24 protein-coding genes are annotated in these 26332 nt (G+C 55.5%); 10 read left to right on the top strand and 14 right to left on the bottom strand.

Features of this window, described 5'->3' with window-relative positions; genetic code table 11:
• Positions 1 to 102: 102 nt before the first annotated feature.
• The 3 genes from ACR3EH_RS21370 to ACR3EH_RS21360 form a co-directional block, all read right to left on the bottom strand.
• The gene (locus tag ACR3EH_RS21370; protein ID WP_171676760.1) at positions 103 to 624 is read right to left on the bottom strand and encodes a hypothetical protein; all 522 of its coding nucleotides are present in this window, start codon (positions 622 to 624) and stop codon (positions 103 to 105) included.
• A 295-nt stretch (positions 625 to 919) separates the two neighbouring features.
• Positions 920 to 1552: a tyrosine-type recombinase/integrase gene (locus ACR3EH_RS21365; protein WP_152460026.1), complete on the bottom strand. Its 633-nt coding sequence runs from the start codon at positions 1550 to 1552 to the stop codon at positions 920 to 922.
• A 386-nt stretch (positions 1553 to 1938) separates the two neighbouring features.
• Complete coding sequence (locus tag ACR3EH_RS21360; protein ID WP_171676758.1) at positions 1939 to 3462, bottom strand: winged helix-turn-helix domain-containing tetratricopeptide repeat protein; 1524 nt, start codon at positions 3460 to 3462, stop codon at positions 1939 to 1941.
• Positions 3463 to 3580: 118 nt separating this feature from the next.
• Between ACR3EH_RS21360 and ACR3EH_RS21355 the strand changes: the two genes are divergently transcribed.
• From ACR3EH_RS21355 to ACR3EH_RS21345, 3 genes are all read left to right on the top strand, one after another.
• A complete protein-coding gene (locus tag ACR3EH_RS21355) occupies positions 3581 to 4624 on the top strand; it encodes a PLP-dependent cysteine synthase family protein (RefSeq protein WP_253762222.1) in 1044 nt (347 codons plus the stop codon).
• Positions 4624 to 6072, top strand: a complete 1449-nt coding sequence (locus tag ACR3EH_RS21350) for a pyridoxal phosphate-dependent decarboxylase family protein (RefSeq protein ID WP_171676754.1) — start codon at positions 4624 to 4626, stop codon at positions 6070 to 6072. Before ACR3EH_RS21355 ends, ACR3EH_RS21350 begins: the two co-directional genes overlap by 1 nt.
• Positions 6073 to 6521: 449 nt before the next feature.
• On the top strand, positions 6522 to 8291 hold the full coding sequence (locus ACR3EH_RS21345) for an adenylate/guanylate cyclase domain-containing protein (RefSeq protein WP_171676752.1): 1770 nt from the start codon (positions 6522 to 6524) through the stop codon (positions 8289 to 8291).
• A gap of 446 nt (positions 8292 to 8737) precedes the next feature.
• On the opposite strand, the gene ACR3EH_RS21340 is transcribed toward ACR3EH_RS21345, so the two are convergent.
• From ACR3EH_RS21340 to ACR3EH_RS21320, 5 genes are all read right to left on the bottom strand, one after another.
• Entirely contained in the window at positions 8738 to 9370 is a 633-nt protein-coding gene (locus ACR3EH_RS21340; protein ID WP_480634875.1) for a tyrosine-type recombinase/integrase, read from the bottom strand.
• 234 nt (positions 9371 to 9604) lie between these two features.
• Positions 9605 to 10699 carry an alpha/beta hydrolase gene (locus tag ACR3EH_RS21335; RefSeq protein ID WP_171676740.1) on the bottom strand — a complete coding sequence of 365 codons (1095 nt, stop codon included), beginning with the start codon at positions 10697 to 10699 and terminating at the stop codon, positions 9605 to 9607.
• A gap of 60 nt (positions 10700 to 10759) precedes the next feature.
• Positions 10760 to 11734 carry a mechanosensitive ion channel family protein gene (locus tag ACR3EH_RS21330; RefSeq protein ID WP_171676738.1) on the bottom strand — a complete coding sequence of 325 codons (975 nt, stop codon included), beginning with the start codon at positions 11732 to 11734 and terminating at the stop codon, positions 10760 to 10762.
• A 43-nt stretch (positions 11735 to 11777) separates the two neighbouring features.
• Positions 11778 to 12335 (bottom strand): hypothetical protein, encoded by a 558-nt coding sequence (locus tag ACR3EH_RS21325; protein ID WP_216601677.1) that lies wholly within the window; start codon positions 12333 to 12335, stop codon positions 11778 to 11780.
• A gap of 62 nt (positions 12336 to 12397) precedes the next feature.
• Positions 12398 to 14854, bottom strand: a complete 2457-nt coding sequence (locus ACR3EH_RS21320) for an arylsulfatase (RefSeq protein WP_480634874.1) — start codon at positions 14852 to 14854, stop codon at positions 12398 to 12400.
• Positions 14855 to 15101: 247 nt separating this feature from the next.
• On the opposite strand from ACR3EH_RS21320, the gene ACR3EH_RS21315 reads away from it, so the two are divergent.
• Complete coding sequence (locus ACR3EH_RS21315) at positions 15102 to 16121, top strand: AraC family transcriptional regulator (RefSeq protein ID WP_171676734.1); 1020 nt, start codon at positions 15102 to 15104, stop codon at positions 16119 to 16121.
• Between the two features lie 320 nt (positions 16122 to 16441).
• Here the strand turns inward: ACR3EH_RS21315 and ACR3EH_RS21310 are convergent, their stop codons facing one another.
• Positions 16442 to 17074 (bottom strand): tyrosine-type recombinase/integrase, encoded by a 633-nt coding sequence (locus ACR3EH_RS21310; protein WP_171676732.1) that lies wholly within the window; start codon positions 17072 to 17074, stop codon positions 16442 to 16444.
• A gap of 356 nt (positions 17075 to 17430) precedes the next feature.
• Between ACR3EH_RS21310 and ACR3EH_RS21305 the strand changes: the two genes are divergently transcribed.
• The 5 genes from ACR3EH_RS21305 to ACR3EH_RS21285 are packed head-to-tail and all read left to right on the top strand — an operon-like array spanning position 17431 to position 21451.
• A complete protein-coding gene (locus ACR3EH_RS21305; RefSeq protein WP_171676730.1) occupies positions 17431 to 18045 on the top strand; it encodes a TetR/AcrR family transcriptional regulator in 615 nt (204 codons plus the stop codon).
• A complete protein-coding gene (locus ACR3EH_RS21300) occupies positions 18042 to 19196 on the top strand; it encodes an efflux RND transporter periplasmic adaptor subunit (RefSeq protein WP_171676728.1) in 1155 nt (384 codons plus the stop codon). Before ACR3EH_RS21305 ends, ACR3EH_RS21300 begins: the two co-directional genes overlap by 4 nt.
• Entirely contained in the window at positions 19193 to 20329 is a 1137-nt protein-coding gene (locus ACR3EH_RS21295; RefSeq protein ID WP_171676726.1) for an ABC transporter permease, read from the top strand. Before ACR3EH_RS21300 ends, ACR3EH_RS21295 begins: the two co-directional genes overlap by 4 nt.
• 4 nt (positions 20330 to 20333) lie before the next feature.
• Positions 20334 to 21047: an ABC transporter ATP-binding protein gene (locus tag ACR3EH_RS21290; protein WP_171676724.1), complete on the top strand. Its 714-nt coding sequence runs from the start codon at positions 20334 to 20336 to the stop codon at positions 21045 to 21047.
• Entirely contained in the window at positions 21044 to 21451 is a 408-nt protein-coding gene (locus ACR3EH_RS21285; protein WP_171676722.1) for a hypothetical protein, read from the top strand. The genes ACR3EH_RS21290 and ACR3EH_RS21285 overlap by 4 nt, the downstream gene beginning before the upstream one ends.
• A 217-nt stretch (positions 21452 to 21668) precedes the next feature.
• On the opposite strand, the gene ACR3EH_RS21280 is transcribed toward ACR3EH_RS21285, so the two are convergent.
• The 3 genes from ACR3EH_RS21280 to ACR3EH_RS21270 are packed head-to-tail and all read right to left on the bottom strand — an operon-like array spanning position 21669 to position 23081.
• The gene (locus ACR3EH_RS21280) at positions 21669 to 22250 is read right to left on the bottom strand and encodes a helix-turn-helix transcriptional regulator (RefSeq protein ID WP_171676720.1); all 582 of its coding nucleotides are present in this window, start codon (positions 22248 to 22250) and stop codon (positions 21669 to 21671) included.
• On the bottom strand, positions 22247 to 22822 hold the full coding sequence (locus ACR3EH_RS21275; protein ID WP_171676718.1) for a cytochrome b/b6 domain-containing protein: 576 nt from the start codon (positions 22820 to 22822) through the stop codon (positions 22247 to 22249). Before ACR3EH_RS21275 ends, ACR3EH_RS21280 begins: the two co-directional genes overlap by 4 nt.
• 7 nt (positions 22823 to 22829) lie before the next feature.
• Positions 22830 to 23081, bottom strand: a complete 252-nt coding sequence (locus tag ACR3EH_RS21270) for a PepSY domain-containing protein (RefSeq protein WP_171676716.1) — start codon at positions 23079 to 23081, stop codon at positions 22830 to 22832.
• Positions 23082 to 23492: 411 nt separating this feature from the next.
• Here ACR3EH_RS21270 and ACR3EH_RS21265 point away from each other — a divergent pair, with 411 nt between their 5' ends.
• On the top strand, positions 23493 to 23987 hold the full coding sequence (locus ACR3EH_RS21265; RefSeq protein WP_171676714.1) for a c-type cytochrome: 495 nt from the start codon (positions 23493 to 23495) through the stop codon (positions 23985 to 23987).
• A 299-nt stretch (positions 23988 to 24286) separates the two neighbouring features.
• Here the strand turns inward: ACR3EH_RS21265 and ACR3EH_RS21260 are convergent, their stop codons facing one another.
• Positions 24287 to 26179 (bottom strand): type IV secretory system conjugative DNA transfer family protein, encoded by a 1893-nt coding sequence (locus tag ACR3EH_RS21260; protein ID WP_152460673.1) that lies wholly within the window; start codon positions 26177 to 26179, stop codon positions 24287 to 24289.
• Positions 26172 to 26330 (bottom strand): DUF4177 domain-containing protein, encoded by a 159-nt coding sequence (locus tag ACR3EH_RS21255; RefSeq protein WP_152460674.1) that lies wholly within the window; start codon positions 26328 to 26330, stop codon positions 26172 to 26174. The genes ACR3EH_RS21260 and ACR3EH_RS21255 overlap by 8 nt, the downstream gene beginning before the upstream one ends.
• Positions 26331 to 26332 lie beyond the last annotated feature (2 nt).

The raw sequence follows: 26332 nt of genomic DNA, 5'->3' as shown, positions 1-26332 counted from the left end.
GAGGCAAACACAAACAAAAGAAGGACCCCGCAAGCAGCGGGGTCACGTCACGGTTCGAAATCACGATAACTCAACTAACTCGCGTTCGAGTATGAGGCGATGTCAGCTAGCAAGTGCAAGATTGCACTTTCGGCCTTCTTCCATTGCTTTCTTTGTACCGGTCAGATCCACAACAAAATTTGCGGATTTCTTTGGAAACGCAATCAAGGTCTGTCCTTCAGCTACGGCAGTCGCCATATTTGCGTCCTTTACAACAATATAGCCACCTGAGTAGTCGTCCGCTAGCTTCTTGCTTTTAATACCTTTTGCACGGCCTTCATAAACGAAGTCGTCAATTGCTATCTCGATTTTCTGGCGATTTTTGATGTCGATGTCAGCTTGCGTGAATACTCCCAAATAACCGTGTTTTTGGTTTTTGGTGAGACCCATTTGCATTACGTTTCCGCTCTCGAAGACCTTTTCAATAAGGCATGTACCAGAGTCGTTGTCAGCATATACAGTCCAGCCTTCAACCTCACTGTAGATCTCGAAGTTGTCACTACTTGCCGGTATCGGATCTTTGGCAGCGGCAACAGTTGCATAAGCGGATATTGCCACGGCGGCAAATATGGCAGCATGTTTCATGTATTCCTCCCAAAAAAATTACGCATCGCGAAGCTTCTCGCGACGCAACGAACCTAAATATCGCGATGTGATCCCATTTCAACTTGTACAAGGGATTTCCGTCAAAACTCCTGAAAAACGCGCTATTGGTTTTTGTCTGATCCCATCCTCTTTTTGTGGCATAGATACAGGTTAGTGAATGCCCATCGCCTGCGCACGGAAAAGTCAGCTTTGGGCTCGATTGTAACCATCGCTGCGCCGAGAACGTACGCCCGGTCCGGATTGGCGAACGGCACTTGCCGCCCGCCAAGGTACTCTAGATGTCGATTTTCTCGGCGATACTCAGCGCATCTTCAAGTTCGACGCCGAGGTATCTGACTGTGCTATCGACCTTGGTGTGCCCGAGCAGAAGCTGAACCGCTCGGAGATTTCCCGTTTTCCGGTAGATCTCTGCCGCCTTGGTCCGTCGAAGCGAATGCGTTCCGTATCCGCTTGGTTCCAAGCCAATTGCAGCCACCCAGTCTCTGACAAGCCGACCGTACTGGCGCGTCGAGATGTGTGGTCGGTCGTGGAAACGGCTCGGAAACATGAACGGGCAAGCCAGCATCTCGGGCGACTTCACCCATGCCAGGACAGAGTCCCTTGTGTTTTCAGTCAGTTCGAACTGAACGGGGCGCTTGGTTTTGCTTTGGATCACTGAAACACGCTCTCGGACGCGGTCATCCTTGACGAGATCAGCCACTGCGAGTTTGACCAGATCGCATCCACGCAGTTTGCTGTCTATGGCGACGTTGAACAAAGCCAGATCGCGAAGGTAGCCCGCAAGTTCCAGGCGTGCGCGGATCGCCCAGACCTGTTTTGGCAAGAGTGGGCGCTTCTGGCCGATGATACGCCCCTTGTTCCACGCTCTGCGTTTTGGGGTTACGGCGGGTAGTTGGACTCTTGGCATGATATGCCCTCCGATCCCCCCTCCACGCCCAGTCATCAGCACCGTGCTGACAAGGCGATTCTACGAGGCGGCGGAATGTCCGCAGTCCAAAGACAGTTTGGCACGCCATTTCTGCGTGAGCATTAGGCGGCTCCGAGCCCAAAGAGACCGCTTCTGCAGCGGGCATCAATGTCAGCTTCTCTGGTGGTGGCTAAAGCAACTGGTTCGAACTGTGGCCTGCATTGTCAACAATGGTCTTGGCGGCGCGAACTTATTGAGGTCAGCGGAATGAACTGACACCACTTTCTATCTGAGCTCCGAGGTAAAGACGAAGAGGTTTATTCTGCAAGTCATTAAGGTCGAGTGCGCCAACCGATCTTACGGACCTGTCCTGCGTCAACACCTGTCTAAAAACCCAGTTGTGTCAGAGCGGCCCGACCGGTGTTTCGGGCCAGGCCCTCAGGCAGCGGAAAGGCTGCAAAAAACTGGTCCTGATTGGCGTCTGGGCGGCGGGAACGGGCGCGGGACGCAAAATGCCTTGCCTCATTGCTGTTGCCGCAAGCCTCATGGGTCATCGCCGCCAACATGTCTATGAGGAAATGAGCACCGGGTGTGCGCGCGGACCTGTCCGCCCATTCGGCGGCACCGGCCCAGTCTTGTCGATTGACCCGGACCCACGCTTTCATGCCGTGCATCCCGTAAAGAAGCGGGTCTAGCGGGCTGAGACGCGTGGCAAGTTCGGATGTGCGATCAATACTGTCTGAACTGATCCCATTCAACGTTTGAACAAGACCAAACGAGTAATGGCCCTGGGCATAGTTTGGATTCAGTTGGACGGCCCGTTCCAAGTGATGCGTCGCTGACTCCAAATCATGCAACATCCAGTAACTTCTGCCGAAAACAAAATTGCAAAAGGGATCGTCGGGGGCAAGCTCCATAGCCCTTTCGGCGGCGCGCAGGGCTTCCTGTGCGGCGGCCCCGCGATCTTCGTCAAAACTTGTGAAGGCACGTTGAAAGGCGACAAATGACAGACCCGCATGCGCGCGGGCAAAATCGGGAGCCCTTGAGAGGGCCTCCTGAAAATACTGAGCCGACCTGGCGTTATCTTCGGAGGTGAAACGGTAAATTTGGTTGAGACCAAGGTGAAAGAAACTCCAGGCATCTAAAGCTTCGGTATCAAGCGCCTTGGCTTGAATGGCCTGATGGCGCGGCACATGCATTTCCGCAGCAGAGACAACGGAATTGGCAACAGTTGCTTTGATCGTAAAGATGTCATCCAGCTTGCCGTGAAACCTGTCGGCCCAGATAACCTCTCCTGTCTTGGACGATGTCATGACCGGAGACACGGTTACGCTTTTGGCGCGGATCTCTACGGACCCAGTAACAACGTAATCGACATCCAGCCGCTCTTGCGCTTCCCTCCCGTCGGCCACTTGAAAGCTAGAAGCCCGTGCAATGACCGTCAGCGACCGGGTCAAAGACAGAGTAACGATCAGCTCATGAGCCAAGGCAGGGGCAATGATCGTTGCGCGGTCCAAGTCGCCGAACGCACTGAACGGGAGCACAGCGATAGACGGAGCCGACCCCTCCGCTGATGAAAAGCCGGCCATGTCGGGGTTCATTCGCTTCACGACCGGAACTACCAACCTATAGCCCCGGCCCCTTACCGTGCGAATGACGCGCTGGTGTTCGCCGTCATCTCCTATTGCCGCGCGGGCCGATCGGACACGGCTGGCGATCGCCGCATCTGAGATCGCTGCCCCGTTCCAGATCGTATCAATTATGTCTGTCTGAGAGGTCAGACCTTCGCCGTTCTTGACCAGCAACTCCAGCAGCAGGAAGACTTGCCGCTCGACAGGAATTTCCTGTCCGCCGCATCGCAGTTCAGCCGAACCCGTATCCAGTTCAAAATCACCAAAACAATAAATCATCGCTTACAATAACATCTCTACAGGATTTCTACAGATGTTCTGCAAGCTCTGACGCCAAAGCTGGAATAGAGTTGATTCAAAACAAACAGCCAAAATGGCCGAAACGAGGGAAAACACGATGATCTACGACAACATCACTGAAACCATTGGCAGCACGCCGATCATCAAGTTGCAAAAACTCGCACCATCACATGTGGAGCTTTACGTGAAGGCAGAGTTCTTTAATCCGGCGGCATCAGTGAAGGATCGTCTGGCCGTAAGCATCATTGACGAGGCGGAGAAGAGTGGTGCCTTGAAGCCTGGGCAAACGGTGATCGAAGCCACGAGCGGAAATACCGGCATCGGCCTCGCCATGGTTTGCGCCGCCCGGGGCTATCCGTTGGTTATCACAATGGCGGACAGTTTTTCAGTTGAGCGGCGGCGACTGATGCGCATGCTTGGAGCCAAGGTGGTTTTAACACCGCGTGCGCTCAAGGCGGTCGGAATGTACAACAAAGCCGTGGAACTGGCCGAGGCTAATGGTTGGTTTCTAGCCAGCCAGTTTGAGACGCAGGCCAATGCGCTAATCCACGAACGCACCACAGGGCCGGAGATCGTCGCTGACTTCAAGGGGCGCAAGCTGACCCATTTTGTGACCGGGTTCGGCACTGGAGGCACGCTGACCGGCGTGGCGAGGGTGCTCAGACGTGACCGCCCCGAAACCAAAATCGTGCTAACCGAGCCTGCCAATGCGGGGCTGGTCGCCAGTGGCATTGCTCAGGAACGCAACCCAAATGGCAGCCCGGCTTCAGGCCACAGCGCTTGGGAGCCGCACCCGTTCCAGGGGTGGTCGCCTGATTTCATCCCGGCGGTTCTTCAAGAATCTCTGGACAACAAGTACTTTGATGAACTGATGCCCGTTGCGGGTCCAGACGCGATCAAAACAGCGCAAGATCTGGCGCGTCAGGAAGGGATACTGACCGGCGTGTCTGGTGGCGGAACCGTTCTGGCTGCGCTGCAAGTCGCACAGGACGCGCCCGAAGGCTCTGTCCTACTGGCCATGATGCCAGACACAGCAGAGCGCTATATGACCACACCACTTTTCGAAAACATCGAGCCGGAGATGACCGAAGAAGAAATCGCGATCTCGCACTCGACACCCACAGCGCAGATGGGTGCGTAGTGTCAGGCGAAGAGACCCTTGATCCTGCTGACTGGGCGGCGCACCGCGCGGCGGCACATCGCGCGGTTGACGATGCGGTGGCCTATCTGAGCGAGGTGCGCGACGCGCCGGTCTGGCAACAGATGCCAGAGCAGGTGCAGTGTTTCTATGAATCTCCGTTACCCGAGAGTGGCACGCCGCTGGAAGAGGTGCTCGATCAGATCAAGGAGAATCTGATGCCTTATCCAATGGGCAACATCCATCCGCGGTTTTGGATGTGGTACATGGGATCGAGTAACTTCACCGGCGCTCTGGGTGATTTCCTGGCCGCTATTCTTGGCTCGAATCTGGGGGGGGGTAATCACGCCGCAGCCCAGATGGACCGGCAAGTGGTAGACTGGCTCAAGGAAATCGCAGGCTTCCCGAGCACCGCCAGCGGTACGCTGACCAGTGGCGGTTCAGTGGCCAACCTCATTGCGCTCACCGTTGCCCGCAATGAAGCCCTTGGGCAAGAAAGCATCCGGGAAGGAGGGTTGAGCGGCGCTCGTCTGGCCTTTTACGGCTCCGACCAGGTGCATGGCTGCCATCTGACGGCCATGGAACTTCTTGGTCTCGGACGCAGGGCGCTGCGGCGCATCCCGTCAACGCCTGACTATCGGTTGGATGTAGATCAGCTTCAGACGAAGATCGCAACTGATCGTTCCGAGGGCGTCCAGCCCGTGGCAATCATCGCCAATGCCGGAACGATAAATACCGGAGCCATAGATGATCTTCCTGCCTTGGCAGATCTAGCCGCACAAGAAAACCTGTGGTTCCACATTGACGGTTGCATCGGTGCCCTCGCTGCGATGGCGCCGAAACACGGACACCTACTGGCTGGAATGGAACGCGCGGATTCCGTTGCGCTTGATCCGCATAAATGGCTGCATGCTCCGTTTGAGGTCGGCTGCTGTTTAGTTAAAGAACGTGAACAACATCTGGACACGTTTGCCTTGTCTCAGGCCTATCTGGAAAGCGAAACCCGCGGCGTTGCGGCCGCCGATTGGCTGCACGACTTCGGCATCCAGACCTCGCGCGGCTTCCGGGCGCTGAAAGTCTGGATGAGCCTGAAGGAGCACGGTGCCGCGAAGTTTGCCCGCCTGATCGACCAGAACATCGACCAGGCGCATTATCTGGCAGATCTGATCCGCGCACGCACCGACATGGAACTTTTGGCTGAGCCGGTTCTGGACATCGTGTGCTTTCGTCTTTGTCCAAAGGGGCTTTCCGATACAGACTGCGAGTTTCTCAACCGGGAGGTTATGCTGAGATTGCAGGAAACCGGCATTGCGGCGCTCTCGGATACCCGCGTCTCTGGCACTTATGCCTTGCGATGCGCTATCGCCAATCACCGCAGCACGCAGAGCGACTTCGACATTTTGATCAAGGAGATGGTGTCCATAGCGCAAGAAAGTCTTAAGGATGGGTGAACCTCCGCCCTATTCCTTTGGGTCAGCGAGCCCACCTGAGATTCAGACATGCGAGCTTCAGAGCTGGGCTAGCCTATGACCTGCCACAAAAGTAGGCGACGCATGGTTTCGGACCTGTAGCGGCTTCCCCATCGTCCTAAGAATTTTGGTCTGCCGCCACCAAACTGTCGCTCGATCTGGTCGAGTAGATCGACCTGTTCTACAATCGAAGTCGTCGACATGGGTATCTTGGCAACGTAAGCCCGGCTGACTTCGCAGACCGGTCAGCTGGACCTTTTGAAACCGTCCACTGAAACGGGGCCAGCTTATATGGCCACAGTGCCATACCACCTCTGTTATTGTTCATGTTCCGCTGGGAAGCCAAGAACAATCAAGCAGAAGCGGTAGATACACTACCTCGAATATGCGTCGGTCTTGCGAGCTCACGCAGTCGCCGCTAGGAAAGCAGTATGAGTTCAACGAACGTTCAGCGCCGCTTAGCAGCCATCATGTCCACGGATGTATCCGGGTTCTCACGCATGATGAACGCCGACGAGACAGGGACCCTTGCCGCCGTCAACCAAATCCGCAAGAAAATCTTCGGCCCAACCGTAGCCGCTCACAAGGGACGCTTGGTTAAGCTGATGGGTGACGGTGCATTGGTAGAATTCGGCAGTGTGGTAGACGCCGTGGCTTGCGCCGTCGAGATACAGACCGCAATGTCTACCCGGAAGGAGGACCCGCAAGGCAAACCGCTCCTGCGACTTCGGATCGGCGTCAACCTTGGCGACATTATCATCGAGGGAAAAGATATCTTTGGCGATGGTGTGAACCTCGCTGCTCGCCTTCAGGAAATTGCTTCTCCAGGTGGGATAAGCCTTAGTGCAAGCACTCATGAACACGTTGCCAAGAGGATCGAAGCAAGTTTTGCCGATGATGGCGAACATCAATTAAAGAACATCCCCACGCCGGTGCGTGTGTTCCGTTGGTCTCCGGAGCTTGACAACAACACCCATAAAAGTTCTAGCAGCGTTCAGCTCCAGCGGCCGGAAAAGCCCTCAATCGCCGTCTTACCTTTCGACAATATGTCTGGTGACGCGGACCAAGACTACTTTGCGGATGGTGTCGTCGAGGCAATCACAGCCACCCTCTCGCGCATCCGGTCCTTCTTCGTGATCGCGCGGAATTCGTCCTTTGCCTACAAGGGTCGACACATGAATGTCCGGGATATCGGGCGCGAGTTGGGCGTGAAGTACGTACTTGAAGGATCGGTCCAACGTGCGGGGCAACGCGTTAGAATCACTGTGCAGCTGATCGAAACCGATGGAGGGGCACACCTGTGGGCAGACAAGTATGACGGGTCTCTCGACGACATCTTCGATCTCCAAGACAAGATAACGGAGAAAGTCGCTGGCGCCCTGCAGCCCTCAATTCAATTTGCGGAGATTGAACGTACACGGCGGAAGCCGCCTCATGATCTTGGCGCGTATGACTACACGATGCGCGCCATGCCCGATGCCTGGATGTTAGAGGAGCAATCAGCGGCAAGAGCGTTGGAGCTTCTAGACAAGGCTCTTGAGATCGATCCCGATTATCCAATGGCACTTGCTCTCGCCGCTTGGTGCTGGGCGCAACGCTCTGTGTACAATTGGGTCGCTGATATCAGCAAAGCGAAGGCCGAGGCGCTATCCCGCGCGGAACGGGCCGCCCAAATGTCTTCCGACGATCCATTGATACTGTCGGTACTAGGTACGGTTCACACATTTGCACGCAACTATGGTGCTGCGCGTGTCCTTCTCGAACGCGCGATCCAGCTCGATCCCAATTCCGCATGGGCATTGAGCCGTTTGGGCTGGCTCGAAACCTATGCAGACCGGCCAGAAATGGCCATGAAACACTTCGAACGGGCGATGCGCCTAAGCCCGTTAGACCCGATGAATTTCAACAATCTTGTAGGCATGGGCAGCGCTCATCAGGTTGCCGGTGACGACAATCAGGCGGCAGACCTATTTATTCGCGCTCTGCAAGAACGCCCGAATGCACATTGGGTTCACCGAAACCTCTGTGCCGCGCTGTTGGGAGCAGGACGCGAAGAAGAAGCGCGCACGTCTGCAGAGAAGTTATTGCGCGCCCATCCAGACATGACAGTGAAACGCTTCAAAGAAGCAATGGTCTTTTCTCCAGACGTACTTGAGCGGGTTGGCAAACAGATGGCGGTACTAGGGATTCCAGAATTCTGATACATGCAGATGCGTTTGATTGCATATTTCCGCCTTCCTCTCTTTCAATTTGCGCAGGAAAAAGGTCTGTGTACTACCGCAAGGTTCTCTGAGTAGGCACTCTCAGAGAAACTGGGATTGAGGCGGGAAGGGGCTGGTTTCCATACTACGGAAAACAGCTTTGTCGCGCACTCCCGACTTGGGCACGCGCCCGGCGCGCGATCAAATCGGTGGTAGAGCTCGCGCGATGTCTGACGCACCGTTAGCGATCAAGAACGACCGGTTTTGACACACTCACTCGAAGCAGTCTTTGGCGCAGCCGCAGCGAAAGCTCACTCCGTCCGCATTCTTCCAGTTCGTGCAGACCGCAGAATTCGGCGCTTTGGGCTCGGCCCGACCCACCGCTGCGACTCGCACGCAGGTCCGCTCAGGATTGGCGAACGGCGCGAGCCGTCCGCCAACGTGGTTCAAATGTCGATTTGCTCGGCAATGCTCAGCGCATCTTCAAGTTCGACGCCAAGGTATCTGACAGTGCTGTCTACCTTTGTGTGTCCGAGCAGGAGTTGAACTGCCCGGAGATTCCCGGTTTTGCGGTAGATTTCCGCTGCTTTGGTCCGGCGCAGCGAATGGGTGCCGTAGCCGCTGGGTTCCAACCCAATCGCAGAAACCCAATCCCGCACAAGTCGGCCATATTGGCGGGTTGAGATATGTGGGCGGTCATGAAACCGGCTGGGAAACATGAAACAGCAGCCGATCATTTCCGGCGACTTGATCCATGCGGCAATGGTATCCCGCGTGTTTTCAGAGAGTTCGAACTGAACGGGTCGCCGGGTTTTGCTCTGGATCACAGACACCCTCTCGCGAACGCGGTCATCTCTGACCAAATCGCTGACGGACAGTTTCACCAAATCGCTTCCGCGAAGCTTGCTATCAATTGCCACGTTGAACAGCGCAAGATCGCGCAGGTTGCCGGCCAGTTCGAGCCGCGCGCGGATCGCCCAGACCTGTTTCGGGAAAAGCGGCCGTTTCTGACCGATGATCCGGCCCTTGTTCCAGGCTCTTTGTTTCGGGGTGACAGCGGGAAGTTGGAATCTTGGCATAGTGCGTCCTCCAAACCTCCCTCCAAACCCAAACATCAGCACAGCGCTGACGCCTCAGTTTACTGTTGGTCTGAATGGCCGTTGTCAGCTTGCTGTTTCTTTGAGAAACGCCGCAGACGCATTGGGCAGCACCGAGCCCCAAAGTGGTCACTTTCAAGAGTTGGGTTTCGCGCTTGCAGCGAAGAAATCAAGCACGTGCAGAAACAACGCGATGAACGCGCACCGGCATATTGGTTACTGCGTTAAAACGATGCCCGTCTCAGCTTCAAGTTTTTCTGCGTCGACGGTAATTATGCGTCCCGTTGCGTCGTTGCTGATGACGCCGCCTCCAGACTGATGCAGTGACTTGAGGAATTTCAATATTTCCGGAGATGAACCGATCTTGAAATGCTTCAGCGGGTCACCGGACTTAATGTTGGTCAAGTCAAATACGGCAACCTTCAGACCACCAAGCTCAGACACGGATTTGATATCACCGACCCTATCTCCCTGACGCCGAAGTTTTGCTGAGAGGCTAAGCGCCAGATCATCATTTGTTGTCAGCAAGATGATGGGTATACCTTGCGCCAGGACAGGTTGTGCCTGCGTGCGAAAAACATCTATGTCGAGGTCCGCAGATATCAGGATAAGAGCCCGGATTTTCCGCAAAACCGATATTTGATTTTGCTGAGCCAATTCACGCATGGAGTCCATGGCCACGAAATTTCCCATGGAGTGGGCAACCACCAGATAGTTCGTCAGACGCGACTCTGACATGGCGGCGAGGGTCTCTTTGAATGATCCACGGGCAAACAATGCGCTTTCACGGTCATCAAGGTATTTCAACACGCGGCCGGCAGAAGGCCATGAATACACGATTTCGACCCCTTCGCGTCCGCTATCTTCTGCGAGGGCGGTTGCGCGTATGACAGCTTCGGCTGAATTGGTATTGAACCCATGGACGAAAACAAATCCTTGGCGGTTATCTACGGCGCGCTTGCCGGCCTCTTCATTTATGGCCCGCACAAATGCCTGTTTGCCTTTCAGCCGCACGGCAGAAGAGACCAGGAACTGCGTGTTCGGATCAACATCTTGTCCTTTAGGGTACCTCACTTCCCCGATTTCCCGCGCTGGCGGTATCGAGATGACAAGTTTGGAATAATTGGTCTGGTCGGAACGGGTTTCAGTAAAGAAATCTGGCGCGGGTGCAGGCGCCCGGGAGGCCGCGACCAGGATGGTCCTTTCGCGTGCCGGCGTTGCAGCATTTGGCAACAGAGCCAATGTTCCGCGTTCACCGCAGCCGCTGATCATTGCGGCGGCAACGACAACCAATACAGTCAAACTGCGCATGGCCATGTCCTTTTTTGAAGCGCTAACAACAATTGATTAGACGCGCCAGTACGTCAGCCGTCAGCCAGAGGCCGATACACGCGGTGCCTCGGTGTCGTCCGCGGTGGCAATAACATCGTCTGAACGATCCACTTTTACAGTACGTTCAGCAAACTCGATACCGTTGTTTGCAAAGCCTTGCTGCACCAGCCTGTAGACTTCGCGGCGGATGAGAAACTGTTCGCCAGGCAGGGTTGTAAATTTGACACGTACGGTCAGCCCGTAGAGATCGACGCCGTAGATACCTTGAAACTTAACAGGAGAGAGCATTTGCGGACCAAAATACTCGTCCTCTTCGATTTGCCTAGACAGTGCCTTGATGACTTTTTTGACTTTGAGGATGTCCGTGTCGTGGGGGACCTGAAACTCAAGCTTTGAGATGACCCAGTCCCGGCTGAGGTTCTTGACCGATTGAATGGTGCCGTAGGGGAGCGTTTGCAGCGCCCCCCGGTGGTGCCTGATCTGCATCGATCTCAGAGAAATCTTTTCGACGGTGCCGCGTGTCTCGCCGATCTCTACATATTCTCCCAGCCGAAAGGCATCGTCTATCACAAAGAAAATGCCCGCTAGAATATCCTTCAGGAGGCTCTGCGCCCCCATACCCAATACGATCCCGACGATGCCTGCCCCTGCCAACATCGGTGCAATTTTGACCCCAAGCTCTGCAAGGGCGACAAGGATCGCAATGATAACGGTAAAGGTGATCAGGATTGCCCGCACCAAGGGGATGACACTCAGACCGCGCGACGATGGCGCATGCTCAGGGTCGGTGGTTTCCTGCCGGGCATTGCTGGACAACAGGTAGTGGCGCAGCGCAGCGAGCATGGCGAGCGACAACAAGCTGCCGCTCAGCAGGAACAATAGAACGCGGGTTGTCGAGGTGATCTGCTTTGTTTCGCTGTGAAGCAGGATGCCGCCAAACACGACCTCTGCCACGACGAGGATGATCGAGCCAAGCCCAACCAGCCACCAGTACAAGGTGCTTGGTTTTGCCAATTCAGTATCCCCCTATCTTAACAACGCACCACGCGTGCTGTTGCTAGTACATAACCGCACGCCGGTAGGTGCGCCGCCGAACTCCTGCCGCAGAGACGGGCGTTCTGGGCATGCCCACAACATCTATGAAAAGGGATGTGTTCTCCCCAAGCACCGGCATCGTGCCCGTGAGAATGCGAGAAACCGTATAGTGGAGATCATCCCCGTCAAGAACGGGGTTCGTCAATTCCACCACGACTTGCAGGAGTTCATCATCCTCGAGGATCGACAGGTCGGCGTTTGGCGGCACAGCGAGAAAGCTATCGTCGCCTTCGCTCCAGAAAGGGACAAAGCGTTCGGTTTTCATGTTGCCCGCAATTCGGTCTGGACGATCCGAAAAGAACAGAGTCACCGGGCTGACCCCACTTAAAGTGAGGCGGTTCTCGGTGGCTGAATAGGCCATGCTCTTGGCTGTCTGGACAAAGAGAAAATCCGCCTCGCCGTCAGAGGATTCTTCTGCTGTTGCCGGCAGAGCAGCCGTGGCGGCCAGTAGTGCTGCCCCTCCAGTGCAAAGCTGACGCCGGGTTGTGATGGTTTTGTGTGCTGTTGGGTGATCCTGCATGTCATCCTCCACTGAATTCAAAAATGACAGGGCCCCGTCGGAAACGGGGCCCTGATCAGGAATTAGTCGCTTGCGCGCTGCATGGCATCTTCAAGCCGCTTCTTGTCGGCGTCCGAAAGTTCCGGCCTGTCGATTTTCAACGTCAGCTTGTCCAGCTTGGCCGTCAGCTTGAAGGGCGGTTTGTAGTCGTCGTCGTAGACACCTGTTAGCGTATCCTGCCCGATGTCGAACGACTCATCCCATTGCAGAATGACTGGGATCGTGTTCTTCATCTTCTTGGTCGCAACAACCTTGCCATCCACGCTCAGGGTGCCTGTGCCGCTCTGTCCGATGCCACTGGCGTCGCCATAGGCCAGCGTTCCGTCACCCAATCCGTCATATTTGAAATCGAACTCGACGGTATGTTTTCCTGGTGTCAAAGCGTCGTCACCCTGCCACTGGATGCGCTCAAGATTGAGCATGTTCCAAGTGAAAGTCGGCTTGCCGTCTTTGAGGTAGAACCCGTAGCCCGCGAACCTGCCGCCAGACGTCACGATCATACCCTCCGCGCCGCCTTCAGGCACCTCGATCTCGGCCGTGAACGTATAGGACGAATTCAAGATACTGGGAGAGTCGCCCTGAGGCACACCGATCATGGGTTGCGTATAGACAAACTCGTTGCGGCCTGCCGTGATGCTTGGACGTGGCTTGGCAAGACGCGTTGTTACGGATGCATCCAGCGGGAAGACCTGATACTTTCTGGCTTCTTCAATGAAGATCGCTTTCAGTTCTGTGACCTTCTCAGGATGATCTTTGGCCACGTTCTTTTGCTGGTTTGTATCCGTTCTGAGATCATAAAGCTCGAACTCCTGATTGTTCAGCGGGTCGGGGTTCGGTGTCTTGGGGGTTTCCCATGGCATCCGGTTGACCTTGGTGCTCAGGAACCAGCCCTCGTGATAAATTGCCCATTGGCCCATCATCTCGAAATACTGTGTCCGGTGACGGCTGGGGGCATCTGCGTTCGCCTTGTCGAAGGTATAGGCAAAGCTGGTGCCTTCGATCGGGGACTGAACGATGCCATCCACCTCTTCGGGTTCGGTAATACCTGCAACCTCAAGGATGGTCGGCACCACGTCGATCACATGCATGAACTGGTCGCGCATGCCGCCCTTGTCGGTGATCCCGTTGGGCCATGTCACGACCATGTTCTGGCGGACCCCGCCAAGCCGGTTGGCATTCTGCTTGAAGTAATCAAACGGCGTGTCAAAGGCCCATGACCACCCCGCAGACATGTGGTTGTAGGTCTCTTCGGTACCCCACTCATTATACCATTGCAGTTGGGTTTTGGCAGGCATCGCGGAGATACCGTTGAACCAGGCAACCTCATTCGGCGTGCCCATTGGACCGCCTTCGGCGGATGTTCCGTTGTCACCGTTGATGTACATTACCAGCGTATCGTCCAACCGCCCCAGATCACCAATCGCGTCAATAACGCGGCCGATTTCGTGGTCGGTATAGGCGGCATAAGCAGCAAAGACCTCGACCTGTCTGACAAAAAGCTTCTTTTCATCGTCAGTCAGTTGATCCCACGGTTTGATTTTGTCCGCAGGCCATGGCGTGAGGGTTGCGTCCTGTGGCACAAGGCCCAGCTTCTTCTGGTTCTCAAAGATCGTCTGACGCAGCGCCTCATAGCCGTCGTCAAAGAGGTTCATCGCCTCGATCTTTTCGACCCACTCCTTTGTTGGGTGATGCGGTGCGTGGGTCGCACCAGGAGCGTATTTTACAAAGAAAGGTTTCTCAGGGTCGATCTGATGCAGCCGCGTAATATGCTGGATCGCATCTTCGGCCATACCCGTGATCATGTTCCACTCCGGATTGCCGTCATAGGGGTAAATCTGGGTCGTGTTGCGGAACAGGTTTGGTTGCCATTGGTTCGCGTCGCCTCCGACAAACCCGTAGAAGTATTCAAAGCCCAGGCCCGTCGGCCATTTATCGAAAGGGCCCGACTGACTGGCGGCAAAGGCGGGTGTGTTATGGTTCTTGCCGAACCACGATGTTGCGTATCCGTTCTCCGACAGAATTTTGCCGATCGTCGCTTTGTTTTCGGGGATGATGCTGTTGTAGCCCGGATAGCCAGTAGACTGTTCCGAAATCACGCCAAAACCTACCGAATGGTGGTTGCGGCCCGTGATCAGAGCCGCGCGCGTAGGCGAGCAAAGCGCAGTAGAGTGGATGTTGGTAAAACTCAGACCTTCGGCGGCTAGTTCATCCATTGTATCTGTGGGGATGACACCGCCAAATGTACTCGGAATGCCAAACCCTGCGTCATCAAGAATGATCAACAGGACGTTTGGTGCGTTCTCCGGCGGCACCACTTTGGGCGGCCAGTATTCGGTAGATTGGAGCGCCTGTGGCTCGATCTTGCCACCGAAATCCGCAGGTGGCGGCGGCAATTGCCTGCCATCAATTGTTGTCGTGGCACCTGGTGACCCAGGCGGCGCTTCGGTCTGTGCATGGGCACTCAGGCTCACGCAAGACATAGAAACTATCGCTGCAGCAAGTGCTAGATTTCGATGTGTCATAGCTCTGTTTCTTCCCTAAAAGTTGCTTTGCACCCTGAGTATGGGAAAAGCCTTGGAGCAGGTCTCGTCCCCATTGGATTTTGCCGATCTTGGGTGGTTAACGAGCATCTGGAGGCTGAGTGATCTTTTATTGATTTGGATCAAAGTGCTGGTCTAGATTTGACTTCAGCGGCCAAAACCCAACGACAAGCTGGAGTTTCATATAATGCCATCATCCATTCCGCTCATTCGCGCCGCATCCATGCACCCTATGCGGCGATGGGCGCATGGCAATCATCTTGACGTTGACGGGTTGCTGGCAAATGCGGGGCTGGAGTGGGTTCCAGATAATGACCCTTACCTGCCAATTCCGCTGCGCGGCGTCGTTCAGTTGTTGGTGGAGCTTTCGAGGCAGCAAGGTGCCGACACACCGCGGCAGATCGTCGACGGGCGCGGCGGTTTCGAGATCGGGTTGATTGGCGCAGCGGCCTTTGTCGGGCCGACGGTACGGGATGGGTTTCGCCGCGTATCGCGTAAGATGCAAATCCATTCCACACATGAAATTTTCATGGTTGTTGACGGGCCGAATTCAATTCAAATCACAGATGGCTGGATTTTGGAGGTGGGCGAGCAGGAAGTTCTGCACTACGTCCAGCAATATGTGGCGGCGCTGATTGACATGATTTGCTCTGTTGCGACTAAAAATAAACCCGCTGTTTCTCGCGTCGAACTTGTACCCCACCCAGACGAAGGCTTGTCCCATTTGAAACCTTGGCTCGGGGATCGAGTGGTGCCCGCGAAAAATCGCACGCTGAATGTAATAATTGACCAGGACGTGGCCAATATCGAGTTCCCGGAGGAAGTACGCAGCCTCGCTGTCAAAAAAGACGACACAAACTTGCCTGTATTGCGCGAGAGCCAGACGCTGGCCGATCAGGCTGGCGCGCTTGTCGAAAGCATGCTTGGGAAGACACCACCAAGCTTGGACAGCTTGGCTGCTGCAGCAGGGACCAGCACACGCAGCTTCAGGCGGCTACTTTCTGAAGAAAACACCAATCTTGATCAGATTGTAGATAAGGTTCGCGCTGAGATTTCTATTGGTCGCCTACTTGACGAACCAAGCGTATCGCTGAAGCAGTTATCGCGTGAGCTTGGTTATGCAAATCAGGAAACTCTTTCCCGCGCAGTCAAACGATGGACAGGTCAAACACCGAGCGGTTATAGACGGCAACACTCCTCGCCGTGACGGTGTTCGTAGTCCATAAGCATCTATCAGTCGCGCCGAAGAGCACGATGGTGCGTAGATTTTCTTGCACTTGCCAAAGTCGGTTCCGTCCCGCAACCTGTGAACCTGCTGCTTTAAAATTGGCGGACTGAGGACGAATGGCCGGAAACGACGCTGCACCGCATCGGGGAAAATTACGCTTGCGCAGAAAACTTGGTGCTGCGAGCGCACACAGCGAGAATATCCAAATCACAGGATGGGCTCGAACCTAACCACTGCTGCGGTGCGACCGTAGGTCGGGTCTGGATTGGCGAACGGCAAGTGCCGCCCGCCAACATGGTTCAAATGTCGATTTGCTCGGCGATGCTCAACGCATCTTCAAGTTCTACACCAAGATATCTGACAGTGCTGTCAACCTTTGTGTGTCCGAGCAGCAGTTGAACAGCCCTGAGATTTCCGGTCTTGCGATAAATCTCCGCCGCCTTGGTCTGGCGCAGCGAATGGGTGCCGTAACCGCTGGGTTCCAACCCAATCGCAGCCACCCAATCCCGTACGAGCCGGCCATATTGGCGGGTTGAGATATGTGGGCGGTCATGAAACCGGCTGGGAAACATGAAACGGCAGCCGATCATTTCCGGCGACTTGATCCATGCGGCAATGGTATCCCGAGTGTTTTCAGAGAGTTCAAACTGAACGGGTCGCTTGGTTTTGCTCTGGATCACAGACACCCTCTCGCGAACGCGGTCATCTCTGACCAAATCGCTGACGGACAGTTTCACCAAGTCGCATCCGCGAAGCTTGCTATCAATCGCCACATTGAACAGCGTGAGATCACGCAAATTCCGGGCCAATTCGAGCCGCGCGCGGATTGCCCACACTTGTTTCGGCAACAGCGGCCTTTTCTGGCCGACGATCCGGCCCTTGTTCCAGGCTCTTCGTTTCGGGGTGACGGCGGGAAGTTGGACTCTTGGCATATTGGGCCCTCCAATCCTCCCGCCAGGCCCAGACATCAGCACCGCGCTGACACCTGAATTGTACTGTCGGTTTGAATGGCCGTTGTCCGATTGCCTGTTCTTTGAGAAACACCGCAGGTGCATTGGGCCGTTGCGAGCCCAAACTACTTGATGCCGCATTTTTCATAAAGGTCGACTATGGGTGTTGCGCAGTCATAAGGCTCTCTCTTCTGTTCCCTGTCGATCTTCTCGCTCCCAAAGGATGCCATGCGCACCATTTTCGATCCCCTATGCCGCAATCAACTGCAGATGCGCTTGACGGTATGCAAACATCGCCCTATTTAGTTAGTGATTAATCGCTAACAATTTGGTGCGCAATGCCTACTCGTAAGCCTGCAGATGAACGCAAGACTGAGATCGTACAGGCAATGCTGCGTCTCGCGGACGAGTTGGGCCCGGATCGCCTGACCACGCAGTCGGTTGCTGATGCAGTAGGGTTGACGCAGCCCGCAATCTTCCGGCACTTCGCGACCAAGCAGGATTTATGGCTGGCGGTGGCTGCGGTGATTTCTGACCGCCTCAAGACTGCGTGGGCTGACGCGCTGAAGACATCCGACGATCCGACAGCCCGGGTCAAAGCGCTGATCTTGGCGCAATTGCACCAGATCGAGACAATGCCGGCCATCCCGTCCATCCTATTCTCGCGTGAGTTACAGGTAGAAAACGACGATCTGCGCCAATCCGTTCTTGCGCTGATGACCGAATTGGTCGCCTTGTTGGCCATTGAATTGACCAAGGGACAGAAAGCAGGCCTGTTCGACACAGACCTACTGCCAGAAGACGGGGCGCTATTGTTGGTCTCGCTGGTGCAGGGGCTGGCGATCCGCTGGACTTTGGGGAAGCGCAGTTTCGCATTGGAATCTGAAGGACGCCGATTGCTCGACGCTCAGATGCGGCTGTTCCGAATAGCAAGTACGGAGGTTTCGCTATGAACCGCCGTATCATTCTGGGTGTAACCCTTGCTGTCGTCCTTGCCGTCTTTGGCTGGTTTGTCTTAACAGAGCGCCCGATCAGGGTTTCCACTGCCGCCATTGAAAATAATGTCCCTGTGCGCGTTTATGGGCTGGGTACGGTCGAAGCACGGATCGTCTCGGATGTCGGATTTGAAGTTGGTGCCGCGTTGACCGAACTTTCGGTCGACAGTGGCGATGCGATCGAAGCGGGGCAGGTCATTGCCCGGCTTCATCCTTCGGAACAACAAGCAAAAGTTGCGCGCGCCGAAGCGGGGTTTGCTGCCGCAGAGGCCACCCTAGGCAAGGCCGAGGCAAACGTGATCCGCGCCCGCGCCATTCTGGCGCAGCGGCAATCGACAAATGCGCGCCAGCAGGAACTTGCCGGACGCAATGCAGTTTCGACCCAGACTGCAGAAGAGGCGCAGCGTGATGTCGATGTTGCAGCGGCCGATCTGGCCGTCGCAGAAAGTGATGTTGAAGTAGCCAAGTCCATGCACAAGGACGCTGAGGCAGCCCTACAATACGAACGCGTGCTGCTCGATCATCATGTGTTGCGGGCACCATTTGACGCGGTCGTCGTTGAGCGCCATGTCGAAGCAGGTACCGTTGTTATCGCTGGTGAACCTATCTTTACTCTTATGGATCCGAACACTGTCTGGGCATTGGCCTATATTGATGAGGAGCGTGCCGGGCCGCTGCGACTCGGACAGGTTGCCGAAGTGCGATTGCGGTCTCTGCCGCATCAGGTCTTCACGGGTAAGATCGCGCGGATCGGTATTGAAAGCGATCGGGTGAACGAAGAGCGCCGGGTCTGGATTGCGTGCAATCGGTGCCCGGAACAGGTTTTTCTCGGCGAACAGGCCGAAATTTGGATCACGGTGACAGAGTTGGAGGATGCGTTGTTGGTTCCAGAGATCGCCGTAACCGGGTTTGATGGGCATGAAGGTCGTATCTGGGTCGCACAGGAGGGACGTGCGCATCAGGTGTCCGCAGTCTTCGGTCACCGGACCGAGGATGCACGGGTCGAGCTGGTCAGTGGTATTGCCGACGGCGCGCAGCTCATTGTGGCACCCGTTAAAGGGTTGTCGGAGGGACGCATGGTTCGGGTTGCCGAGAGGGATGCGCCATGAACCTCGCATACCGCGATGTGCGTCAAAATCTATTCCGCTTCGTACTGACTTGCCTCGGCCTCAGCCTTCTGATGGCGGTCGTGCTGGCTATGATTGGTATTTACAATGGGCTGGTCGCGGACGCGCTGAACATCGTCAAAGCACCGCAGGCAGATCTTTGGATTGTTGAATCAGGTACACAGGGGCCCTTTGCAGAAGCCTCGAAAATTCCCGACGGTACCCGTGATGCCGTGGTCCGATTGCATGGTGTGGCCGAAGCGGGCAGCATCAGCTACCAGACCGTCGAGGCGCCCTTTCGCGGCGAAACGCTACGCCTTTACGTGATCGGATACGAGTCAGGTCATCCCGGTGGACCCGAAGCAATCTCGGCTGGACGCGGGATCAGCCAGTCCCATTTCGAGATCGTGGCAGATGCCAAATCCGGACTGTCCGTCGGCGATGTGATCCGACTGGGCCGCGATCCTTTCACTGTGGTCGGGTTGGTCGAGGATACGATGAATTCCGCCGGTGATCCGGCAGCGTTCATCACCCTGCGCGATGCGCAGGTGCTACAGACGCAACTGGCCCCGCCGGCGCAACGCGTTCAGGAGGCGCGAGGCGCGGGGTTGCTCGAAAGTCAGGACAGTGTAGCAGCTGTGATCGCACGGCTTGAGCCGAACGCTGACCCAGATGCAGTGGCGCAGTCGGTGCGGCAATGGAAACATCTTGGGGCCCTGACACAAGCCGATCAGGAGTCAATCTTGCTGATGTCTGTGGTGGACCGGGCAAAGCGGCAGATAGGTTTGTTTCTGGGCATCCTATTGTCTGTTTCAGCCGTTGTGATCGCTCTGATTATCTACACAATGACCATGGAAAAGCTGAAGCAGATCGCCACACTCAAACTGATCGGCGCGCCCGACCGCACGATCGTCGGGCTGATCGTGCAGCAATCCATTGCACTTGGTGCGGTTGGCTGGAGTTTTGGTCTGATCCTTATCCTGCTCGTCAAGGACTACTTCCCCCGTCGAGTGGTGTTGGAGCCGATCAACGCCGCCGCGCTAGCAGGGATCATCCTCTTTGTCTGCATTGTCGCCAGCGGCCTTGGCGTGCGTGCCGCACTCAAGGTCGATCCAGCCACGGCAATCGGAGGGTGACGTCATGCTCAATGATCCGCGCCGCGTGATTGTAGATGTTGCTAATGTCTCCAAACACTTTGGCGAGGGCGATGCTCGCGTCGACGCACTGAAGGATGTTGATCTGTCAGTCCGGGCGGGCGAAGTGGTGGCGCTACTCGGTCCGTCCGGATCGGGCAAAACGACGCTTCTGAATGCCATTGGCTGCATCATTGCTCCGAGTGCGGGCAAGGTTACGCTGGACGATGAGGTGGTTTACGACAACCAATGGCTGCGAGACGATCTGCGTAAGCTCCGGCTCGACAAGATCGGGTTTATCTTTCAGTTCCATAATCTTCTGCCATTTCTCGACGCCAAAGATAACGTTGCGCTGGTGCTGAAACTGGCTGGAAAATCGACGGCTGAGGCGCAAAGGCGCGCCATCGAACTGCTGGACTATTTGGAGGTCGGTCACCGCAAGGATGCGATGCCCGCGCTTCTGTCTGGAGGTGAGGCGCAACGTGTGGCCATCGCACGCGCCCTTGCCAACAACCCCCGTATCATTCTTGCTGATGAGCCAACTGCGGCGCTCGACAGCAAGCGGGCCGGGATCGTGATGGACCTGATGCGCAAACTGGCAGCCGAGCAAGACACCTGCATTATCGCGGTGACGCATGACGAAAAGATTTATGACCGGTTTGACAAGCTGTTCCACCTTCGCGACGGCCAGCTTGATGGAGAGGGAGCGGACGTGACATGAAAAACGCAAACTCTGGCAACCGCGCCCTGAACATAGCGGCAAGCGTGGCAATAGTGTTCGGCGCGTTGACCGTTTTCTCAGGCGGCAGGGCCTTGTTCGGAAGCGAGGTAGCGCGCGCCGCCGTTGGCGATGTGGTACCATTCGTGCTGTGGTTCAACTTTCTGGCGGGATTCGCCTATGTCGTCGCCGGTATAGGGCTGTTTCTGCGGCATCGGCCAGCGGTCTGGATTTCGATAAGCATTCTGGGTGCCACCGTTCTGGTTTTCCTGGCCTTCGGCGCTCACGTGCTGCAAGGCAACGCCTATGAGATGCGCACTGTTGGTGGGATGACCCTGCGCACGGGTGTCTGGTTAGCCATTTCTGTTGTGGCTTGGATGCATATCTTGCGGGCGCGTCGATCCTGATAGCACAGCCTGCGAAATAGCGATTCACCCGTAGGCAACACCAAAACCGCCTGAAGCTCTTCCTTGCGACATGCCACTGGGGAATTCACCGCTTAGGACAAGCAGGCATTGCGTGAAGGTCCAAAATGCCCGTCTGCCCGGAAAGTTGGGTTTAACCCAATTTGACCTGCGGACGGTTTTGAGACCGATGTCAGTATTTGCATCCAAGACCAATCCACTATTTTGCGTGGAGCTTGTCCCCCGGCGCATTTGCTTCAAGCGGCTGATGGCCTTTCGCCACCTCACCCGTGGAAAAGTCGCCTGACATCAATTCTTCCATGAACAGACTGACGAATTGGGCCCGACCATGCGTGTCGGATTTTGAATAGATACTGGTGGCCTGAGCACGAACGGTGCCAGGCGCAGTGTTTCTAACTTTTGCGATGGCCTCATTGTCGAGCCCTTTGAGGATCATCGTCGCGATGTCGCGCTCCGCCTGCGTCAGGTTCCAGTCCTCGAAGAATCCCTCCATCACCTCGGCCATCTGCCCGCGCGCAACCCTCAGACCGGCGTCCATGTCGTTCACCCGCGCCAATAGCCGTCGCAATTCCACCATCAGGAACACGACGCCACCGACAAGTGCGAGTGCTGCCAGCGTTTCGAGTCCGAGATGGAGGTCTTCTAGGTGCCCGCCGCCGCTCAGATCGGCAATCACGTCGCCGATGAAAAACAGCGCGCAAAGCGCTTGCAGGATGATGATACCCGCAAGCACTGTCGCGCGTCGTTCCTTTGTAATCGGCGTCATTGTGTGACGTTTCATTCCACCTCTGTTCCGTCCGGAATGCGTTTGTGCCCATTTATCATAGCGCGCACCAGATTTACACCGGAACGCCAGCTATCGAACGCCACACCGGCAACATGAAGCGCAACCGACAGCATGAGCCAGTTGAAGGCGAACTCATGTGCCTCTTCCACCCAATCAATGCCAAAGAACCGGATCGTCGTCATCATGTACCCGGTTACGCCGAGGGCTATCACTGTTAGCCAGAGGTTGTAGGCCATGAAGGCGCCCAGCGGGTTGTGCGACAGATGAACCGTGCGGTCGCCGTGCAGAATCGCCCGCATATGTCGGATCGCTCTTGCCGGGTTTGGCGGGAAAGCGGAAAAGCGCGCGTGCCGTGGACCGATGACGGCCCAGAGCAGACGAAGGGCGACAAGCCCCAGAGCAGCATTACCCACCCACTCGTGCAGCTTGCTTTCTTCTTCGGTTATTGCGCCGTTCAGCAGGATAGTCAGGGCAAGCGACCAGTGGATCAGCCTTACCAGTGGGTCCCATACCGCGATGTCACGGGCGCTGTCGCGCCCGCTTGCAGGATCTGTAACAATCGACATCGTCAGCTCACTTCGTCTCGAGCTTGATGATCTTGCCTGTTTCGGGGCTCACATAAACCTCGCCCATGGATTTATCCTTGACGAAATAGACCTCGATCTTGCCCTCTTCCATTTCGGCCTTGCGGACCTCGTAACCCATTTCGGTCAAGTTGGAGGTTACTTGTTCCATCGTGGTGCCGAGTACCGTGTCTGTGCTGAGGTCCTGTGCCAGAGCAGGGGTGGCCATCGCGATAAATGTGATAAGAGCCAATTTGCGCATTTTCTTTTCCTTTTCAGATATCTCAAGGGCGGCAACGATTGCTGTCGCTGGACTCTGACTTGAGCTTTGTGAAACGGTTGCGCCATTGGTGGTCGGCTTATGCATCTACGATTAAGCGCGTGCTTAGAGCAAGAGATCGCCGCTCAGGACGATCTTGCAGCCAAATCAAAGCGAGTCACGCCGAGTTTTCATCGGCTCAGACCACGGATAGTGACACCAATCCCTGAAGAATTCTGCGCTGCATTTACGTGCAACGCAGAACTGACACGCATAATCCAAACAGCGTCATCAACGACGAAGATGGCGGAAAGCTTGAAATCGAGTTTAGCGAAAGCCTGCTTAGAGGTTGATTACTTCGAATTCGTCTATACTGATCGCCGGTCTTCCGTCGTTAGGCATGGAGCTTTGAACATGAAACAGCTTGTGAAAATTGGCTTGGCAATCAGCGTTGCATTCTGGGCAGTTTCCCTGAACGCCCAGCAGTCTGATCCGCATCTGATTTACGAACAGAACTGCGCAGCCTGTCACGCCCCGCATGCCGGAGATTTTGTTTCCGAAAATTTGGTTGCAACTGAGAATGGCCTTGTCGGAAAAGCCTCTGGTCGCCTTGCCCTCGATTTTCTGGAGGCAGGTCATGGCAGGCTATCCGACAAGGAAATCGACGACCTGATTGACCAGTTCGAATTTATCCACGAATCTGGACGCCTGTTCCAAGAGAAGTGCATTATCTGCCACGACAATGCTGCCAAATTTGCGCGTCTCAAGTTAGTTTTGCGCGACGACATACTTACAGGTCGTTACACGGATCGAAATGTCGCAGAGTTTCTGTTGCATCACGGCAGACTCGACGCAACTGAGGCTCAAAAGATGGTAGAGATTCTTACGCACCAACTTCAGGTAAGGTAGTCGAGCATGGAATTCGCCTTCGGTGTAGGTCGGCTGACGACCTTAGGTCGGACCTTTGGCCCTATTCGCTAAAAGTTAGAACTGTCCGCAACTTGTAGATCCAGGTTCTCTTCCTCGCTGCGATATACATGAACGGCTGGATTTCACGCCGCGCAGCCGCGCCGAAAATGATGCGGTCGCGGCGATTTTCGTGCTGCGAGCGCGCGCAGCGAGATTTTGACACTTCCGCTCGGGGCTCTCTCCTGCCGTTCTCTGCATATTGAAGTAAGGTCCGGTTCGGCCGCGTCCTGTTACCCCCGTCAAGTGAAGGCGCTACTTTCAGCCCGTTTGGCTTTCATTTTCTCCATCGCCATATCTTTCGCTGACCGACTTTTCCGCTTTGCGACCGTGCGCTGCGCATCAAATGCCGCCTGAAGTTCCTGGTCTTTTTCAGAAACCTCTTTCACCGGGGCAGGGGCCGGTTTCGCATCAGCCACTGCCTTTGCCGTATCCTTGGCCTGCTCTTCAGCAAGATCCAGGTGTGTCCCTTTGATCTTTGGCGTGTCGCCACCAAGGAACTGCATGAAATAAGGATCTTCGAAATATCGAATCTTGTTCGCAATCACGGGCATCTTGCCTTCGCGGATCAGCACAACCTCGTTTTCCGGCAGACGACCAACGTGCTCTGGCCGGAGCAGCCGAATGCCTTCTTCACGCTCTGATATGCTGCCCATTTCCATCTTGCCGAGTGCTCGAGACTTCGACTTGCTTATGACCGTTTTGTCCCCGATGGACCTGGACACATGTTCGCGTACTTCGGAATCCTCTGAGGCGGCAAACATCTGGGTTCCAGCGTTTGCCAGCATCGCCCGCACACCCTCGTGCCCATAAATGTCCTGTAGGCGCGACAGTGTTTGCGAAATCACCACGAGCCTGCCCCCGAACGATCGCATGGTGTCATAGGCTTCAACAACGCGCTCAAGATGGCCGAGGCGTTGGAACTCATCGAGCAGCATCAAAACCTTGAACGGCTCATCTTCGCCCGGCTCAACAGTTTCGATGGTGTTCACCAGATCGAGGAAGAACAGGCGAATGAGCGTCCGGAACTCTTTGACCTTTTTCCCTGGCACGGAAAAGTAGATCGAGCTGGGGCGCCGACGCAGATCTTCAAAGTTGATGTCATTGCCCTGCGTGGCTCTTGCTACCGACGGGTTGCGCCAGAGCTGCAGGCCGGAGTTCAACATAACCGAAATCGTTGACCGCAGGATTTTGGATTCTTCGGCTGCAAGATTCAGAAACTCATCTGCAGCTCGCGCATATCCAACTTCTTCAGCCATTTTCTCATAGTCCTTTTGCTTGGTCGTTTTGACCAGGCGCAGGACTTCGGAAATGTATGGCCGCTTTCTTTTGATCGCCAGCATCGCCATTGCGCAGAACATGCCTTCAACACCACCCATAAAGCCCTGCGCGGACGAGCTGGGCGTGTCGAACATCTGAGTTGCAACCTGAATCACTTCTTCCCATCGCCGGTCCAGATTGTCGGCACGTGCTGCGCGGCGCAGAGGGTTGTAGCTGTGGCTTTTGTCGGGGTTCTCGGGGTCGAACATAAAAACCTCATCGCCCATTGCTGCCCGACGCGCGCCGGTTGTCTGGAAAATCTCGCCCTTGATGTCCAGGACGACGCAAGACCCATTGAAACGCAGGACATTCGGGATCACAAAGCCGCTGGTTTTGCCCGAACCAGACGGGGCAATGAACATCGCGTGCGGCTTTTGGACACCGGGGCCGGGCTTATAGTAGATCGCGTTTTTGTCCTTTGGCTCACCAAATTTGGCAAACACGATTTCACTATCCAATTTGTCTTTGAGCTTCAGAACCGACGCATAGCCTTCCTGGACGAGCTGAGGGGCCTTTGCAAAGGTCGCATCACCGTATTTCGTTGAGGGACCACGCAGCGCAGCCGCCACAAATGCAAAGGTCAAAACACCCACTGCGACCACCGCCACCAGACCCATGATCTGCTGCGTCTCTGCAGGCTGTGCCATGAACTTCTCTGGGATCGCCCAGATGTCCAGCCCGCGAAAGCCTCTGGTGTTGATGTATTCGAGAGCCAGCCCGACCACCAACACCGCGCAAGCCGAGGTAGCGATAAAGCCCATAGTACCGGCTATCGCGACCTTCTTGCCTTTGGGTAGATCCTGAAACTCAGCCATCGGTCAGCTCGCGTTTGAAGAAGCACACGATGCCAAACTCGGCAGGTACGACGCCGACCATTTCCCAACCGTCTTGCCCGAGCTTCGCAAACTTCTCGCCTGCATTTTCCTCTACCCGCATCAATACATTACGATACTCAAATTTTTTCATTC

It is taken from the genome of Ruegeria sp. BG7 (assembly GCF_056535685.1).
Note: the sequence above shows the minus strand (reverse complement) of the source record. Positions and strands in the feature narration are given on the sequence as shown.